The sequence below is a fragment of the Halopseudomonas salegens genome (assembly GCF_900105655.1).
Lineage (GTDB): Bacteria > Pseudomonadota > Gammaproteobacteria > Pseudomonadales > Pseudomonadaceae > Halopseudomonas > Halopseudomonas salegens.
On sequence record NZ_LT629787.1, the window covers coordinates 1,038,877 to 1,054,499 of the forward strand.

General features: G+C 58.8%; 10 protein-coding genes. 6 read left to right on the forward strand and 4 right to left on the reverse strand.

Features of this window, described 5'->3' with window-relative positions; genetic code table 11:
* Positions 1–101: 101 nt before the first annotated feature.
* Positions 102–1,106, reverse strand: coding sequence for a hypothetical protein (locus tag BLU07_RS04670; protein ID WP_092384635.1), 1,005 nt, complete (start codon positions 1,104–1,106; stop codon positions 102–104).
* A 160-nt stretch (positions 1,107–1,266) separates the two neighbouring features.
* Here BLU07_RS04670 and BLU07_RS04675 point away from each other — a divergent pair, with 160 nt between their 5' ends.
* From BLU07_RS04675 to BLU07_RS04685, 3 genes are read left to right on the forward strand one after another with little or no spacing between them, the layout of a single operon-like run.
* Entirely contained in the window at positions 1,267–2,556 is a 1,290-nt protein-coding gene (locus tag BLU07_RS04675; RefSeq protein ID WP_092384637.1) for a beta/alpha barrel domain-containing protein, read from the forward strand.
* A 57-nt stretch (positions 2,557–2,613) separates the two neighbouring features.
* On the forward strand, positions 2,614–3,555 hold the full coding sequence (locus BLU07_RS04680) for a GGDEF domain-containing protein (RefSeq protein WP_092384639.1): 942 nt from the start codon (positions 2,614–2,616) through the stop codon (positions 3,553–3,555).
* Positions 3,556–3,567: 12 nt separating this feature from the next.
* The gene (locus BLU07_RS04685; protein WP_092384641.1) at positions 3,568–4,740 is read left to right on the forward strand and encodes a MalY/PatB family protein; all 1,173 of its coding nucleotides are present in this window, start codon (positions 3,568–3,570) and stop codon (positions 4,738–4,740) included.
* 11 nt (positions 4,741–4,751) lie between these two features.
* Here BLU07_RS04685 and BLU07_RS04690 read toward each other — a convergent pair whose 3' ends face one another.
* Together BLU07_RS04690 and BLU07_RS04695 are read right to left on the reverse strand one after the other, a co-directional pair.
* A complete protein-coding gene (locus BLU07_RS04690; RefSeq protein ID WP_092384643.1) occupies positions 4,752–5,237 on the reverse strand; it encodes a nucleoside deaminase in 486 nt (161 codons plus the stop codon).
* Positions 5,218–7,023, reverse strand: a complete 1,806-nt coding sequence (locus BLU07_RS04695; protein WP_092384645.1) for an ABC transporter transmembrane domain-containing protein — start codon at positions 7,021–7,023, stop codon at positions 5,218–5,220. Before BLU07_RS04695 ends, BLU07_RS04690 begins: the two co-directional genes overlap by 20 nt.
* 226 nt (positions 7,024–7,249) lie before the next feature.
* Here BLU07_RS04695 and BLU07_RS04700 point away from each other — a divergent pair, with 226 nt between their 5' ends.
* Positions 7,250–8,686: a sodium-dependent transporter gene (locus BLU07_RS04700; RefSeq protein ID WP_092384647.1), complete on the forward strand. Its 1,437-nt coding sequence runs from the start codon at positions 7,250–7,252 to the stop codon at positions 8,684–8,686.
* A gap of 66 nt (positions 8,687–8,752) precedes the next feature.
* On the opposite strand, the gene BLU07_RS04705 is transcribed toward BLU07_RS04700, so the two are convergent.
* Entirely contained in the window at positions 8,753–9,076 is a 324-nt protein-coding gene (locus BLU07_RS04705; RefSeq protein WP_092384649.1) for a hypothetical protein, read from the reverse strand.
* Positions 9,077–9,421: 345 nt separating this feature from the next.
* Here BLU07_RS04705 and BLU07_RS04710 point away from each other — a divergent pair, with 345 nt between their 5' ends.
* Together BLU07_RS04710 and BLU07_RS04715 are read left to right on the forward strand one after the other, a co-directional pair.
* Positions 9,422–11,587 (forward strand): type VI secretion system Vgr family protein, encoded by a 2,166-nt coding sequence (locus tag BLU07_RS04710; protein WP_092384651.1) that lies wholly within the window; start codon positions 9,422–9,424, stop codon positions 11,585–11,587.
* A gap of 13 nt (positions 11,588–11,600) precedes the next feature.
* Positions 11,601–15,620: an RHS repeat-associated core domain-containing protein gene (locus BLU07_RS04715; RefSeq protein ID WP_092384653.1), complete on the forward strand. Its 4,020-nt coding sequence runs from the start codon at positions 11,601–11,603 to the stop codon at positions 15,618–15,620.
* Positions 15,621–15,623: the final 3 nt, after the last annotated feature.

Below are 15,623 nucleotides of genomic sequence, written 5' to 3' on the forward strand. Positions count from 1 at the left end.
TGCGTCACAAATCTGCAAAAAATGTATCGACGATAGACAAGTGCGATGAGCAGGCCTTTTATTCCGGCGCTCCCGCGCAGGCTCTGATCAGGCTGGCACTGTCAGCGCTGTTGGCGCACAAAGCTCAGCTGCCGTCGATGCGGATTTTCACCGCGCCAGATGAAGCCCTCAAAATAGTAATGCAGAAAAGAAACGGTCAGGATGACAATGCTGACCAGCGGGTAGTCCTGGTGACTGGTCAGCCCCCAGGCCAAAAGGACTGATAGCAGGGGAAGCAACAGTATCGGTGGTAAGCGACTGAAGCGGGTTGCGCGGTAAACGTAATTGACCGGTTGTTGCTGATTGCGGTTGGTGTCGTGACTGATGTAGATGATGTAAGCGGTCAGGTCGTGGATCACGCGCGGGATAAGAATCACGAACAGGGTATAGCCGATTTCGTTGATCAGTAGCGCTGAGGTCAGCAGCAATACATTGCCCCATAGATACCAGACGCCCAAGGGGTGCCGGCTGGCCCGGGTCAGTGGCCAGGCGAGGGCAATCACTCCGGCGCAGAGCAGCACAGCCAGCCCGGTAAACAGCTGCTGCCAGCTGATGTCGCCGATCAATGGCTGCTGCAGGTATTCGGCGGCATAGACGTTGATATAGATGGCAAAGGCAGAGAAGATCGCCAGCCACTTCCAGAGCTTGTAGGTGCGGCTGGGTGCCATGCCGCACATCATCAGCGTCAGGCCGAGTTGTTGCGCGAGCACGTGGTAGATGGTGTAAAAGGCAAAGAACACGAACAGCAGTTGGTAACTCAGTGGCTGCGGGCCGAGATAGCCGGCGCTGGCGAGGGCAGCAAAAAATACCAGGGGCCAGAACAGGCTGCGGCGATAGTGTGCCAGGTATTCGCGGTCAGCCATGGTGATCAGGCTGGCGATAATATGTGGCAGCCCGAAGACGATGGTCCAGAAGGGCCAGTTGGCGGGATCCGTCGGGATGTAATCGCGCAGTATCCGCCCCTGGGCGAGGCTGACGTCCAGCAGGATCCAGACCAGACTCAGCGGAATTATTGCGTAAAGCCAGAGCAGCCAGCGGCAGTCAACGGCGGAGCGTGGTGTGTCCATAGCGGATTCTTGTTCTTGTGGGTGCCTTGGCATTGTCGGTTGCAAGCTGTGTGCTGACCATCACTGATTTGTGCGAGTCAGAACAAGCAAAGTACGCAAAAAGTCGCACATTCTTGCGCAAGGTGCTATTTTTTCTGGCAGTTGAGCAAGGAGCGCTAAGATGTCGAATGCCAAGAGTCTGGATCAGGCGTATGCCCATCTGCATGAGGCCGAAGCCAAGTTGGCCCGCTTGCAGTCCATAGACCCCTACCTGATCGATCTTTCACTGCGGGAGAATCCGGTCGGCGCCCGCGTTGGTCAAACCCTGGCCGACAAGCTGGCCATTCTGCCACGGGTTCGTGGTTTCGGTTTTCCACGCATTCTGCTTGGTACCCTTGATTACAGTTACCCCGACGAGCTGGAAGTCGATGATGATCTGATGATGCATCTGCGCGACCACCAGTACGATATGAGTGGTTGTTTTGCCTTTACCGCGGTGGGGCTGGTAGCGGCTGACGGCGAGTTCATGCCGGACGTATCCATGTGCAAGCTGCGTGACTATCGAGTACCCAATACGCTGCATGAGGTCTACCTGTCGGACTTTGGCATGCAGGGCCAGTATGATTTTGCCACCTTGATGCGCAGCCTGCCGCTGAGTGTGCAGTGGCTGCATGACCATGTGCGCGGTGACCAGGGCGGCCCGCCGGAGATTCTGATCAATATTGTGGACGGTTGTGATGCCTTTGCGGAGAACCCGCAACGGACCCTGGAGGCCTTGCAGCGGATTGCCGAATTGCCAGTGGCCGGGGTCAGTATGGAAGATGACCGCGGCACCTATCTGCCGTTCCAGGTAGGCAGTTATTTTGCTGCCGCCCGTGCCGTGTTGCCACCACCGCTGAAATTGCTGGCGCATATTCATTCCGGTGGCGGTTTCGAAAACGCGTCAGTGCTGGAAGCACTGGCCTGCGGTGCCGACGGTGCCTGGGGTGGCTTGCCAAAGCGGGCCGCCATTATTGGCCATGCATCGCTGGGTGAGTTGATCGCCAATCTGGTGCGGGTAAAGAACCCGCATATGCAGCGATATGAGCTGAATCAGCTGCTGCCCCTGGCTACCTGCCTGCAGCAACTGGATGAGGAAGAGTCAGTGCCCGAGGATTTACCCATTCTCGGCAGCAATGCCTATCGCCTGACGTTGAGTTTTTTCCGCCAGCGGGCAGACCGTTTCATGGATCTGGTGCCGGAAGCGATTGGTGGCCATTACGGTTACCGGATTTGCCCGGTTGTCAGCGATACCCGGGTGATTGCCGGGCGCCTGGCGGAAGTGACGGAAAAGCCGGCGGACAGCTTTGCCGAGCCGGTGCTCGAGCAGATGATTCGTTTGATGCGCCGCGATTTGCGTGCGGGCAAACGTATAGTTTATGACGAGCCGCAAGAATTATTGCAGCTTTATACTCGCGCTTCGGCTGTTTGAGGCGTATTTTTGTAACGGACGACCGATCCTGATTGCCGCAGTAAAGGTAACCAAGCGATGACAGAAGCAGCCAGCAGTATGGAAAAGGACAGCGCGGTCTACAAGACCCTGTTGGAGTCAACCAAGGCGATTCCGTGGAAAATCGACTGGAAAAGCATGGCGTTCGAGTACATTGGTCCGCAAATCGAGGAGCTGCTCGGCTGGTCACAGGACAGCTGGAAGAGCGTCGAGGACTGGGCAACGCGTATGCACCCGGAAGACCAGAGCTGGGTGGTGGATTTCTGTGTCGCCCAATCCCAGTCGGGTATTGATCATGAGGCGGATTACCGTGCACTGACCAGTGATGGTGGTTATGTCTGGATTCGCGATGTGGTGCATGTGGTGCGCGACGAAGCCGGTGAGGTAGAAGCCCTGGTCGGCTTCATGTTCGATATCAGCGAACGCAAGAAGACCGAAGAGAAACTGGCCAGGCTGCAGAAAGAGCTGGAAGAGCTGTCCTTCAAGGACGGCCTGACTGGCGTAGCCAACCGGCGCATGTTTGACTCCATCATGCAGGTGGAATGGACCAATGCCCGGCGCAATGCGCAACCGCTGTCGATCATCATGTTCGATATCGATTACTTCAAGCAATACAACGACCTCTATGGTCATCTGCAGGGTGATGAGTGCCTCAAGCAGATTGCTCGGCTGCTGGAAAGCGCCGCTGCGCGTTCACGCGATTTCTTTGCCCGTTATGGCGGTGAGGAGTTTGTCATGGTGCTGCCGGAAACCGATGCCCATTCGGCGGCTACCGTTGCCGAGCGTTGCCGCAAGCTGATCTTCAAGGAACAGATTTCGCACGAGGCGTCACCCGTCAGCCAGGTGCTGACGGTCAGTATGGGCACGGCCACACTGGTCCCGAGCGCTGAAGACAAACTGATGGACTTTATCGAGTCCGCTGATCGGCAGTTGTATCGGGCCAAGGAAAGTGGCCGCAACTGTGTTGTGCACACCGCTTGAAATGGTTGTTTGATGGTCTATGATTTTGATCTGCCGGTCTCCCGGCAGGGGTCTGCGTCGCTCAAGCATGATGCTTTGGACAAGGTCTTCGGCGCTGAAGATATTCTTCCGCTGTGGGTCGCGGATATGGATTTCCCTGCGCCACCCGCAGTGACCAAAGCATTGCTGGAACGTGCGAGCCATGCGGTGTATGGCTACACGCTTTTTCCCCCGGAACTCACGCACAGTCTGATGGACTGGTTTGCCCAACGGCACAGCTGGCAGGTTCAACCGCAATGGGTGGTGATGGCGCCGGGCGTTGTGCCGTCGTTGCATGCGGCGGCTATGGCTTTTGCCCAGCCGGGGCAGGGCATTATCGTGCAGTCTCCGGTATATCCACCTTTCTTTGCGGCGGTAGAAAAAACCGGCCGACGTTTGCTGGTCAACCCGTTGCGCGAAGAGCAAGGCCGTTACGAGATGGATTTCGAGCATCTGGAAGCCTGCATGCAGGATGATGCCCGGGTTCTGTTTCTCTGTTCGCCGCATAACCCGGTCGGGCGCGTCTGGACCCGTGAGGAACTGCAGCGCCTGCTGGCGTTGGCCGAACGCTACAATAACCTGATTATGTCCGATGATATTCACTGTGATCTGGTCTACCCGGGGCAGCGGCACCAGATGCTGGCGGATTTGCCGGGTGCAGAGGGGCGCGTTATCACGGCCGTGGCGCCGAGCAAGAGTTTCAATATTCCCGGTATGGGGCTGTCGGCTCTGATTATTCCTGATGCCGGGCAGCGGCGTGCCATTGAGCAGGTATTTGCCAGTTTGTGCATGCAGCAGGCCAACCCGTTCAGCGTGACGGCCTTTGCTGCTGCCTACCGCGAAGGCGGCCCCTGGCTGGATGCGTTGATCGACTACCTGCAAGACAACCGTGACCGGGCCTGCGAGTTGATCAACCAGCAACTGGCCCCGATACGGGTGCAAGTGCCGGAGTCGACCTATCTGCTGTGGCTGGATTGTCGTGAACTGGGCTGGTCGGACCAGGCATTGAAACGCTTTTTTGTTCAGCAAGCCAAGGTAGGGCTGAATCCGGGTATCAGCTTTGGAGCTGCCGGCAGCGGTTTTATGCGCCTGAATATCGGCACCCAATGGTCGGTCATCGAGCAGGCAATCAAACAGGTCGGGCAAGCATTAAAGGCTCGCGGCTGATCGATTCTGTTTCAATACTCGAAGCGGTCTTCCAGCGCCAGCCAGGCATCAAAAGGCTTGCCGGCACCGGCAATCTCTATTTGCTGCAGGGTGTCATCGCTGATGTTTACCGGGCGTGCCTGGCCATAGAGTTTGAGCGCAATCGGGGTATCGGCAAAACCACCGCGTGCGGCTTCGTGATGGGACGCGGCAAAGCGGATGCGCGGTATATGCGCCCAATGGATCGCGGCCAGGCACATCGGGCAGGGCTCGCAACTACTGTAGAGCGTGGCATCGGGGAAGTGTGGCTGCTGCAGGGCCTGGCTGGCCTTGCGAATGGCCTGGACTTCCGCATGTGCCGTCGGGTCGAGAGTCTGTACCACTTCGTTGCAGGATTCGGCAATTATCCGGCCATCCTGAACCAGCAGGGCCGCGAAAGGACCACCGCCAGCCTCGACCGATTGCAGGGCCAGTTCCACGCAGCGGCGCAGGTAGTCGCTATCGGTTGTGCCGGTCATGCTCAGTCTCCACCGTGTCGGGATGCTGGTCCCGGTCATTGAATTGCAGTGCTGCCAGTCGGGCATAGAGCGCATTGTCCTGCAGCAAGCTCTGGTGCGTACCTATGCCAATCAGTCTACCCTGATCGATCACGGCGATGCGATCAGCATCGCGCACGGTTGCCAGTCGATGGGCAATCACCAGGGTGGTGCGCCCCTGCATCAGCTTCGGCAGGGCCTGCTGAATCAGGTTTTCACTTTGTGCATCCAGCGCACTGGTCGCTTCATCGAGCAGCAGAACAGGGGCATCGGTCAGCAAGGCGCGGGCAATTGCCAAACGTTGTTTCTGACCACCAGAGAGCCCTTGCCCGCCATCACCAAGTGGCGTGGCATAGCCTTGTGGCAGCCGCTGGATAAACTCATCGGCATAGGCGGCCTGAGCGGCTGCGGTTACTTCGGCATCGCTGGCTTCGGGTTTGCCGTAGCGGATATTGTCGGCAATGCTGCCATGAAACAGCCCTGGCTGTTGGGCGACCAGGGCAAAGCTTCGGCGCAGGGCAGCCAGGTCCAGTTGCCGCAGGTCGATCCCCTCCAGGGTAATGCTGCCGTGTTGCGGGTCGTAAAAGCGCAGTAGCAGATCAAACAACGTCGATTTTCCCGCGCCGGAAGGGCCTACCAGGGCCAGGGTTTCTCCCGGTTCAATCTGTAGACTGACGTCAACAATGGCCGGTTGCTGTTCGCGCCCTGCATAGGCAAAGGTAATGTCTTGCAGCGCAATGCGCCCGTCAACGCGTGGCGGCAAGCGGGTGGGTTGCGCGGGTGAGCTGATGGCTTGCGGGCTTTGCAGCAGTTCAATGATGCGGCTGCTGGCTCCGGCAGCCCGTTGCAGCTCACCGATCACTTCGCTGAGGGCCCCGGCAGATACGCCGACAATCAGGCTGTAGAACACAAAGGCGGCCAGTTCACCAGCGCTGATGCGTCCGGCGATCACATCCATGCCACCGACCCAGAGCATGATGCCGATGGCACCGAGGACCAGCAGAATCACAATGGCGGTCAGCCAGGCTCGTTGTGCAATACGCTGACGGGCAACGGCAAAGGCTTGCTCGCTGACCTTGCCGAAAGCCTGCTGATCAACCGGCTGATGATTGTAGGCCTGCACGGTTTTGATTTCGCCGAGAATTTCGCCAACATAGCTGCCCACATCGGCAACGCGGTCCTGACTCAGGCGTGACAAGCGTCGGACACGGCGGCCAAAGAACAGAATCGGCACCAAAACCAGCGGGATCGCCAGCATGACGATGGCGGTCAGCTTGGCATTGGTAACGAACAGCAGAATTATCCCGCCAATCAGCATCAACAGATTGCGCAAGGCGATCGACAGGGTTGACCCCAGTACGGACTGCAGCACCGTGGTATCAGCCGTCAGGCGTGACTGGATTTCCAGACCACGGTTGTCGGCAAAGAAAGCCGGGTGCAGGTTGATCAGATGATTGAAGACCTGTTGGCGAATATCGGTAACTACCCGTTCACCAATCCATGACACCAGATAAAAGCGACTGAAGGTGCCTGCTGCCAGGCCGAGCACCAGGATGCCGAAAAGTGCCAGCGACTGGTTGAGCATGGCGGGGGAGCCGGTGGCAAAGCCCTGATCGACCAGAATGCGCAGGCCCTGGCCGAGAGACAAGGTGATGCCGGCAGTGAAAATCAGTGCCAACAGGGCGCCCAGGGCTTGCCAGCCGTAGGGGCGAATAAAGCGGTAAACCAGTTGGCGAACTTTCTCCGGATGTGCGGGTGAGCTGGACATGAACAGCCTGTGGCTATGGAATAGTCCCGTGATTATGCCGGAGCTGGCGAGGGCGACGAAAGGACCGCGACTCTTTTGTGGCCAGAATGCAGCAATCAGACTGTTTGGTGGAACGGATTGTGGCAAAATGCGGCTAAATCAGGTGCCTGTGCTAGCCTGAAAACATGAAACCAGTCTCGGTTTCGACCACCAACATATAATAATCACCTGATGGAGCTGAATGCCCATGAGTGGAAAAATCTGGACGCATAAAGGGACTTTCTTGTTAGCGGCGGTGGGTTCTGCCGTCGGTTTGGGGAATCTGTGGCGCTTTCCGTACCTCACTGGTGAGAACGGCGGCGGCGCTTTTATTCTGGTCTATGCGCTGACCATTGCCATGGTCGGTATTCCGATTCTGATTGCAGAAAGTCTGCTCGGGCGTGCCAGCCGCAAAAGTCCGATCATGGGTATGCGTTATCTGACCGAAAGCCATGGCACCAGCAAGGGGTGGCAAAGTATCGGCTGGATGGGGGCCGCAGCAGCCTTCATTATTCTGAGTTTCTACTCGGTGATTGCCGGCTGGGCCATTCATTATACCGGGCTGATGTTTTCCGGATCGATGGCGGGCGCGGATGCCGAGACCATTGGTGCCTCCTTTGGCGATTTGCTCGGTTCACCCGTGTTGCTGCTGATCTATCACACCCTGTTTATCCTGGCCTCCGGTCTGATAGTGGGTCTGGGCATCCACAAGGGGATCGAGAGCGGCTTGCGCTTTATGATGCCACTGCTGTTTATCATTCTGCTGATCGTGTTGATCTATGCGGTTGTGGTGGGTGATGCCGGTGCGGCCATGAGCTTTCTGTTTACCTTCAATCTGGCTGATCTGAGCCTTGAAGGGTGGTTGCAGGCCATGGGACAGTCGTTCTTCACCCTGAGTCTGGGCATGGGGGCGATCATGGCTTACGGAGCATATATGTCCGGTGAGGCGTCGCTGACCCGCACGGCAATTTCGATTGCAATTGTCGATACGGCGATTGCCTTGATGGCCGGTATTGCTATCTTCTCGCTGGTATTTGGCAGTGGCCTGGAAGCTGGCCAGGGGCCGGGATTGATGTTCGTGACCCTGCCGATTGCCTTTGCCGACCTGCCCGGTGGCGCCTGGTTGGGCGGTATCTTTTTCATCCTGGTGATCGGGGCCGCACTGACCTCGGCTATTTCGCTGGTTGAACCGGTTGCGGCCTTCCTGGTCGAGCGCTTTGGTTTCAGTCGTCCGGCTGCCGTCGCCATCATGATCAGCGGTTGCTGGTTCCTGGGTATTGCGACGGTACTCAGCTTCAATGTCTGGGAAGAGGGAACGATTTTCCACACCCTGTTCGGGCGTAGCGCCTTTGACGTGCTTGAGTTCCTGACCAACATAATGATGCCTTTGGGTGGCCTGTTGATCGCACTCTTTGCCGGTTGGGCTCTGAGTCGTGAGGAAGTCATGCGCGAGATGGCGACCAACGATAGCTGGTTCCAGGTCTGGCAGTTCCTGGTGCGCTTTGTCGCACCGACTGCCGTGGCCTTCGTTTTCCTGCGCACCATTCCGCAGGTGGAAGGTTACTGGGCTCCCTTTATCGGTTCGATCGTGATTATTGGTGCCTTTACCCTGGGTCGAACCTTTGTGACCCGTAGCCAGAACTGAACTGCATGAGCTGCCCGGCACTGGATATCTCCGGTGCCGGGCTGGTTCAGTGGCGGTGAGCAGAGCTCACCATACAAACAGTTTTAGCAAGCACATCAACAGGAAAATCATCATTAGCCCAAGCCAGCCGAGAAATCTCGTGACCGCAATCGGTTGGCTGCTGTTGAGCTCCGGGAAAAGAATGGCTACAACTGCCACAGTTGGCACGTAGCCAAAGGCCAGCCCCACATATCTGACCTTGATCGTCAGTACTGGTGGAACGTACAAGTAGATGGTCAGGTAGACCGCCATCATGGCGATTGCGCACAAGGGCTGCAGCTCAAACGCTTCGTCGGGCTTCAGGGCCAGAAACAGCGCGATCAGACCAACAAATACGGTGAATTCGAACAACCTTGCGTGCTCCCTGCATTGATAGTCATTCCCACTCAGCCTGGATCTGGTAGATCCCGGCGACCGCTGCCACTGTAACGTCAGTGTCTACCGAGCGCCATTTTTTGGCCTTTCTCTTGCTCTGCCGAATATAAAGTGTGAAACAGTTCATAGTTTTGAATTCTGACTGTCAACTCTCTGGCGACTTGCTGGTATAGTCCGCCGGACGTCGGTTTATGGCCATTGCGGAAGCAGTTCCCCTTTGCGCCACCCTTGCCGACGGCACACCAGCGTATTGCTTTGACCGCGTGCTCCGTGTGCGGCGAACGCAATTATACGGATATCACTGATCTGCCAGGAGGGTGGATGAATCGCCTTATCAATGTCACTACGGCGCTTGGCGACCGTCTGCGTTTTTCCGCTCTGAGCGGGCATGAAGAAGTTTCCCGCCTGTTCGACTTTGCCCTCACGCTCAAAAGTGAAGACGACAACCTGTCCCCGGATGCCATGCTCGGCACCTCGGTCACACTGGAAATCGCATTGCCCGGTGGCGGTGTGCGTCATCTCAACGGCCAGTGTGTGCACTTTGCTGCCGTCGGCAGCGCCGGTCGCTTCTATCTCTATGAAGCACAGCTCAAGCCCTGGCTGTGGTATGCCACGCGGCGCACCGACTACCGTATCTTCCAGAAGATGACCGCCCCGGACATGATCCGGCAGGTGCTGGCAGACTACCCGTTTGAAGTCCGCCTGATCCTCAGCCGCAGCTATCGCACCTGGGAGTATTGCGTGCAGTACCGGGAAACCGACGCCAACTTCGTCATGCGCATGCTGGAAAACGAAGGCATCTGGTTCTGGTTCGATCACAGCGCCGGCGAGCACGCCCTGGTATTGACCGACGACATCGGCCTGCGCAACCCGTATCCGGGTTACGCTTCCATTCCCTACTACGCGCCGGACCAGACCTACCCGGACAAGGATCATCTCGACCGCTGGAGCGCCGGTCAGCAGGTGCGCAGTGGCCAGTTCATGGCCCGCGACTACAACTTCACCATGCCCAAGGCCGATCTGGCAGCTGTCAGCGAGCTGCGCCCCGGCCACGCCCATGACAGCTATGAATGTTTCGATTACCCCGGCGGCTACGATGACCTCGACCAGGGCAGCACGTATGCCAAGCTGCGCATGGAAGAACTGCAGAGCACCCAGGCCCGCGGTCATGCCGCCGGGCGTGCCCGAGGGCTGGCACCCGGTTGGTTGTTCACCCTGGAGAAACACCCGGTCGGTAAATATAACCGCGAATATCTGATCGTCGCCGCCGACTACCGCTTTAGCGACAACGACTATGAAGCCGGCGGCAGTAGCGACAGCCACAGCTTTCGTATCGACATCCAGACGCACCCCAGCGACCAGCCGTTCCGCCCGCAACGGCTCACGCCCAAACCTTTGACCCAGGGGCCCGACACCGCCACGGTAACCGGCCCGCCCGGGCAGGAAATCCATACCGACAAGTACGGCCGGGTCACCGTGTCCTTCCCCTGGAACCGTTACTGCAGCAAAGACCAGGACAGCTCCTGCTGGATTCGCGTCTCGCACCCCTGGGCGGGGTCGGGCTTTGGCGGCATCCATATTCCGCGGATTGGTCAGGAAGTCCTGGTCGACTACCTGCATGGCGATCCGGACCGCCCGATCATCACCAGCCGGGTGTACAACGCCCTGCAGATGCCCCCATGGGGCCTGCCGGCGAATGCCACCCAGTCCGGCTTTCTGACTCGCTCGACACTGGGCGGTGGCTACGACAACGCCAACGCCCTGCGCTTCGAAGACAGCAAAGGCGCCGAACAGCTGTGGATTCATGCCGAGCGCAATCAGGATATCGAAGTCGAGAACGATGAAACCCACTGGGTCGGCAACGACCGCAGCAAAACCATCGACCGCGACGAAACCAGCCATATCAAGCAAGACCGTACCGAAACCGTCGACCGCCACGAAACCATCACCGTCCATGGCAACCGCAAGGAAGAGGTGGATGGCAACGAAACCATCGCTATCCACAAGAACCGCACCGAAACAGTGGATCTGAACGAGAAGATCAGCATCGGTAGCAACCGTACCAAGAGTGTCGGCGGCAACGAAAAGGACAGCATCGGCAAAAACTGGTCGACACAGGTTGGCAAGGCCAAGACAGAAACCATCGGCATGACTTACATGCAGAATGTAGGTATGGGCCGCATGGATAACGTCGGCATGGGCTACAGCCTGAATGTCGGGTTGATGATGAATACCGTGGTTGGCATGAGCCAGTCTACCCAGGCGGCGAAAAACCAGAGCACCCAGGTTGGGGAACGTTACAGCCTGCAGGTGGGTGATGACAGCGGCACCCAGATAGCGGCCGAGGGCGGAACACTGAGTGTGAACAGCCAGAAGATCGAAATGACGGCCAATACAGAGATCGTTCTGATCTGTGGCGAGAGCAGCATTACCATGACGCCCACCAGCATCAAGATTTACTCGCCCAAAGTCGACGTCAACAGCTAAAAAGGAACTTTTCATGTCTGAGTCCACCGGCATGCCGGCTGGCCATATCGGCCAGCAAGTGAAGGGCGGCGTCATTGCCACCGGTTCACCCAACGTCTTTATCGGCAGCAGCGTGATTGGTAAAGCTGACTGTGCTTCAGCCCTTTGCCCGCGGACGGGCGAGCCGGTCAACCCGCTGTTCGGCGCCAAGCTGCTGCCCGGCGAAGTCGACTTTGCGCTACCCGCACCGCGCGTCTTTGCCTTCAGCCGCAGCTACCTGTCCCGCGATGCCCGGGTGGGTGTGCTCGGCCAGGGCTGGTCGATCTCTGGCGCCGGACTGGAACTGGCTCTGCGTGATGATGCCAGCGTACTGACCGACATGCAGGGCCGCAAGCTGACGTTTCCAGTGCTGGACCCCGGGCATTATTACTTCTCCGCCACCGAACGACTCTGGCTGCGCCGCGGCGGCATTCCACAGAGTGCCCCCAATGGCCAGACCGTTGGCGTCTTCACCCCCTGGGGCCCCAACTGGGCCGGGGTGCCCAGCGCCCTCCAGCAGGACCCCACTGCGGTTATTCTGCTCTCCGGCGACAGCTTCCTGCACTTCTCGCCCAGTGCCGAAGGCCCTTGGCGCCTGCGCAGCCAATTCGACCGCAATGGCTATGCCACCCGCTACCGCTGGAGCCAGGACGGCTTGCTCACCAGCGTGCAGGACAGCGCCGATCGTAGCTACGCGATGATCTACCAGCCCCGTTCCAGCGTTGGCAACGTGGGCGATGAACTCCCCGAGATGCGCCTGGCCGGGGTGATTCTGGCCAACCCCTGCGGCCCGATCCCGGACGACTTCGATCCCACCGCCGGTGGTCACGACTGGCTGGTACGCTACCAGTACAACACCCAGGGCGATCTGATTGGCGTCTACAACCGCGCCGGCGAACAGGTCCGCCACTTTGCCTGGGACCAGCACATGATGGTCAGCCACGGCCAACCCGGTGGCGCTAGCACCGATTATGAGTGGGATACCCTGAGTCCCGAGGGCAAGGTCATCCGCCAACAGAGCCACTCCGGCCTGACCCGCACCTATCACTATCACAGCGACCACACCGAGGTAATCGACAGCCTCGGCCGCCGCGAATGCTACGAATTCACCGGCGAAGGCCCCGACCAGCGCTGGAGCGCCCACCTGCGCGCCGACAACACCCGTATCACCTACAACTACAACCCCGCCGGCCTGCTCAGCGCCATCCATGACCCGCTGGAGCGCTGCCTGCGCTATCGTTTCGACGCCCGCGGCCACCTGCAGTCGATCCGATACCCCGACAACAGCCAGGAAGACCATACCCGCGACGAAGAGACCGGCTGGTTACTGGAATGGAGCAGCCCCGACAAGCGCCGCACCAGGATCACCCGCGACGACCGCGGCAACCCGCTCAGCGTGACCAACCCCAGCGGCGATGTGACCCGCTACCACTACGACAACCCAGCTCTGCCTGACCGGCCCACCCGGCTGGAAGACAGCAGCGGCGGTATTCGCCAGCTGCAGTGGAACCGCCTCGGCCAGCTCAGCCAGTACACCGACTGCTCCGGCCACAGTACCCGCTACCAGTACGATGGCGAAGGACGCTTGACCGAAGTCCGCAGCGCCCTCGACCAACCGGTACGCTACCACTACGACAGCGCCGGCCGCCTGATCCGTCTGCAACGCCCGGATGACCAGAGTCTGCAGTATCAGTACGACTCCCTGGGCCGCCTGATCCGCCAACAAGGCCCCGGCAACCAGCAGCGCAGCCTGCGCTGGAACCCACGCGGCCTGCTGCTGGAAGAACATGACAGTGCCGGCCGTACCCTGCACTATGAATACGACCAGGCCGGCCGCCTGATCCAGCTGACCAACGAGAACGGCGCCCATAGCCGGTTTGGCTACGATGCTCTCGACCGCCTGATCGAAGAGATCGGCTTTGATGGGCGTACCCAGCGCTACCACTACAACGAAGCCGGCGAACTCATCGCCCGCGAAGACAGCAACGGCCAGACCACCCGCTACGACTACAACCGCGCAGGGCGAATGATCGCAAGACACCTGCCCGCCACCGACAGTGCCCCGGCCCAGACTGAAGCTTTCAAATGGAACCGGGATGGCCAGCTGCTCAACGCCGAGAACACCACCCAGGGCATCCGCATTGAACGGCACTACAACAAGCTCGGCCAGCTCAGCCTCGAAGCCCAACACCTGGGCGATGCCTGGAGCTGGCAGGCTAGCCACCAGTACGACGCCCGCGGCCGCCGTGAACAAAGCCAGCTGGGCGACGCCCCACTTATTGACTGGCTCAGCTACGGCCCCGGCCACCTGCTGGGGGTTAGCAGCGGCCCCCTGAGTATCCACTTTGCTCGCAACGCCCTGCACCAGGAAACCCAACGCGAACTCTACACCCGCGATGAGGGCAACACCCGGCAGGTACACAAACAACAACGCCAGTACGACACCCTCGGACGTCTGGAACACAGCCAGCTCAAGCCGTCGCCCGATAGCCCCAGCGCCATCCACTGGGAACGCCGTTACCAGTACGACAGCCAGGACCAACTGCAACAGCTGCAAGACAACCGCCACGGCCGTATTGGCTACCAGTACGACGCCAGTGGACGACTCACCGGCAGCCTGCATCAGCAATCGGAACAGTCCAAACAGATCCAGGAATACCGCTTTGATGCTGCTGGTAATCGCCTCGACCACGGCCCCCAGGCCGGGGCCGCCCCCGAAGACTGGGCCGCCAAAGTCGCCGCCAACCTGCACAACCCGGCCTTCAACCTGCTCGGTGAAGGCAAAAGCGAACCGACACCAACAGCCCCGTGCTGGCCAGACAACCGCATCCTCAGCCTCAACCAGGAAAGCTACCACTACGACCGCATCGGCAACCTGATCGAACGCATCAGCCCTGACGGCAGCAACCTGAAACTCGGTTATGACGGTGCCAACCGCCTGGTCCGCCTGGAACGCACAACAGCCAACGGCGAATACTGGTTCGCGGAATACCGCTACGACCCCCTGGGCCGACGCATCAGCAAAGAGGTCGAGTACACCGACGCCAACGGCCAACAACACCCCCTGCAGGTCACCTGTTACGGCTGGGATGGCGACCAGCAAAGCGCAGAAGCACGATTAACCGAAGACGGCGAATGGCAAATGCGCACCACCCTGTACGAACCCGGCAGCTTCGTCCCGCTGCTGCGCATCGACCAGGACAAAACCAACAACGACCCCATGCTGCTGCAGGTCAAACGCCAACTGGCCAGCGCCGGCGAACCCATGCCGGATATGCTGCGCCAGGCCCTGGCCGAAGAGGCCAGCGAACCCCGCTACGCCAGCTACCACACCGACCACCTCGGTACCCCGCTGGCCCTCACAGACGACCAGGGCCAACTGCTCTGGGAGGCTAGACCGGATGATTGGGCTGCCATCAAGAATGAACAAGGAAACACCACACAGCCCATACGTTTTCAGGGGCAGTACGAAGACGAAGAAAGTGGGCTGTACTACAATCGCCACCGCTACTATGATCCACAGCTGGGCAGGTATGTGAATCAGGATCCGATTGGGTTGGCGGGTGGAATAAATACTTACGGGTATGTTTTACAAAACCCGCTTAGATACACTGATCCGACTGGTGAAAATCCTGGAATTGCTGCGAGAGGCGGGTGGATAATAGGTCGTTCGGTTGTTGCCCCGGCTATTAATAAAATAGTACAATTGACAACGGGGTCATTGTCACTCGGCGCAGCAATTTATGACATGACTCATAATGATATCCTTATAGATCCAGAAGATACTAAAGTCCCCAGTGAGCCTATACCTATCTCAGAAACGCACGCAACTACCTTGCAGTGCCCCCCGCAAGGTCGCCCTCCAGGAGATCCACGAGAGAATTGTTTTGGACGGGCCGTTCTTAACCACGTAGCATGCTTGATAAAGAGAAGCATGTTTAGCTGTGCTCTTTCCTATGCAAGAGATCTTGCTGCTTGTGCTTTTTCAGCTGCTCACGGAGGTCCTGAAGGATGAAAC

Excerpts from the sequence above, each read along its gene's own strand:
- BLU07_RS04670 (WP_092384635.1), bottom strand. The coding sequence starts at position 1,106 with ATGGACACACCACGCTCCGCCGTTGACTGCCGCTGGCTGCTCTGGCTT.
- BLU07_RS04690 (WP_092384643.1), bottom strand. The coding sequence starts at position 5,237 with ATGACCGGCACAACCGATAGCGACTACCTGCGCCGCTGCGTGGAACTG.
- BLU07_RS04700 (WP_092384647.1), top strand. The coding sequence starts at position 7,250 with ATGAGTGGAAAAATCTGGACGCATAAAGGGACTTTCTTGTTAGCGGCG.
- BLU07_RS04675 (WP_092384637.1), top strand. The coding sequence starts at position 1,267 with ATGTCGAATGCCAAGAGTCTGGATCAGGCGTATGCCCATCTGCATGAG.
- BLU07_RS04685 (WP_092384641.1), top strand. The coding sequence starts at position 3,568 with ATGGTCTATGATTTTGATCTGCCGGTCTCCCGGCAGGGGTCTGCGTCG.
- BLU07_RS04710 (WP_092384651.1), top strand. The coding sequence starts at position 9,422 with ATGAATCGCCTTATCAATGTCACTACGGCGCTTGGCGACCGTCTGCGT.
- BLU07_RS04695 (WP_092384645.1), bottom strand. The coding sequence starts at position 7,023 with ATGTCCAGCTCACCCGCACATCCGGAGAAAGTTCGCCAACTGGTTTAC.
- BLU07_RS04680 (WP_092384639.1), top strand. The coding sequence starts at position 2,614 with ATGACAGAAGCAGCCAGCAGTATGGAAAAGGACAGCGCGGTCTACAAG.
- BLU07_RS04715 (WP_092384653.1), top strand. The coding sequence starts at position 11,601 with ATGTCTGAGTCCACCGGCATGCCGGCTGGCCATATCGGCCAGCAAGTG.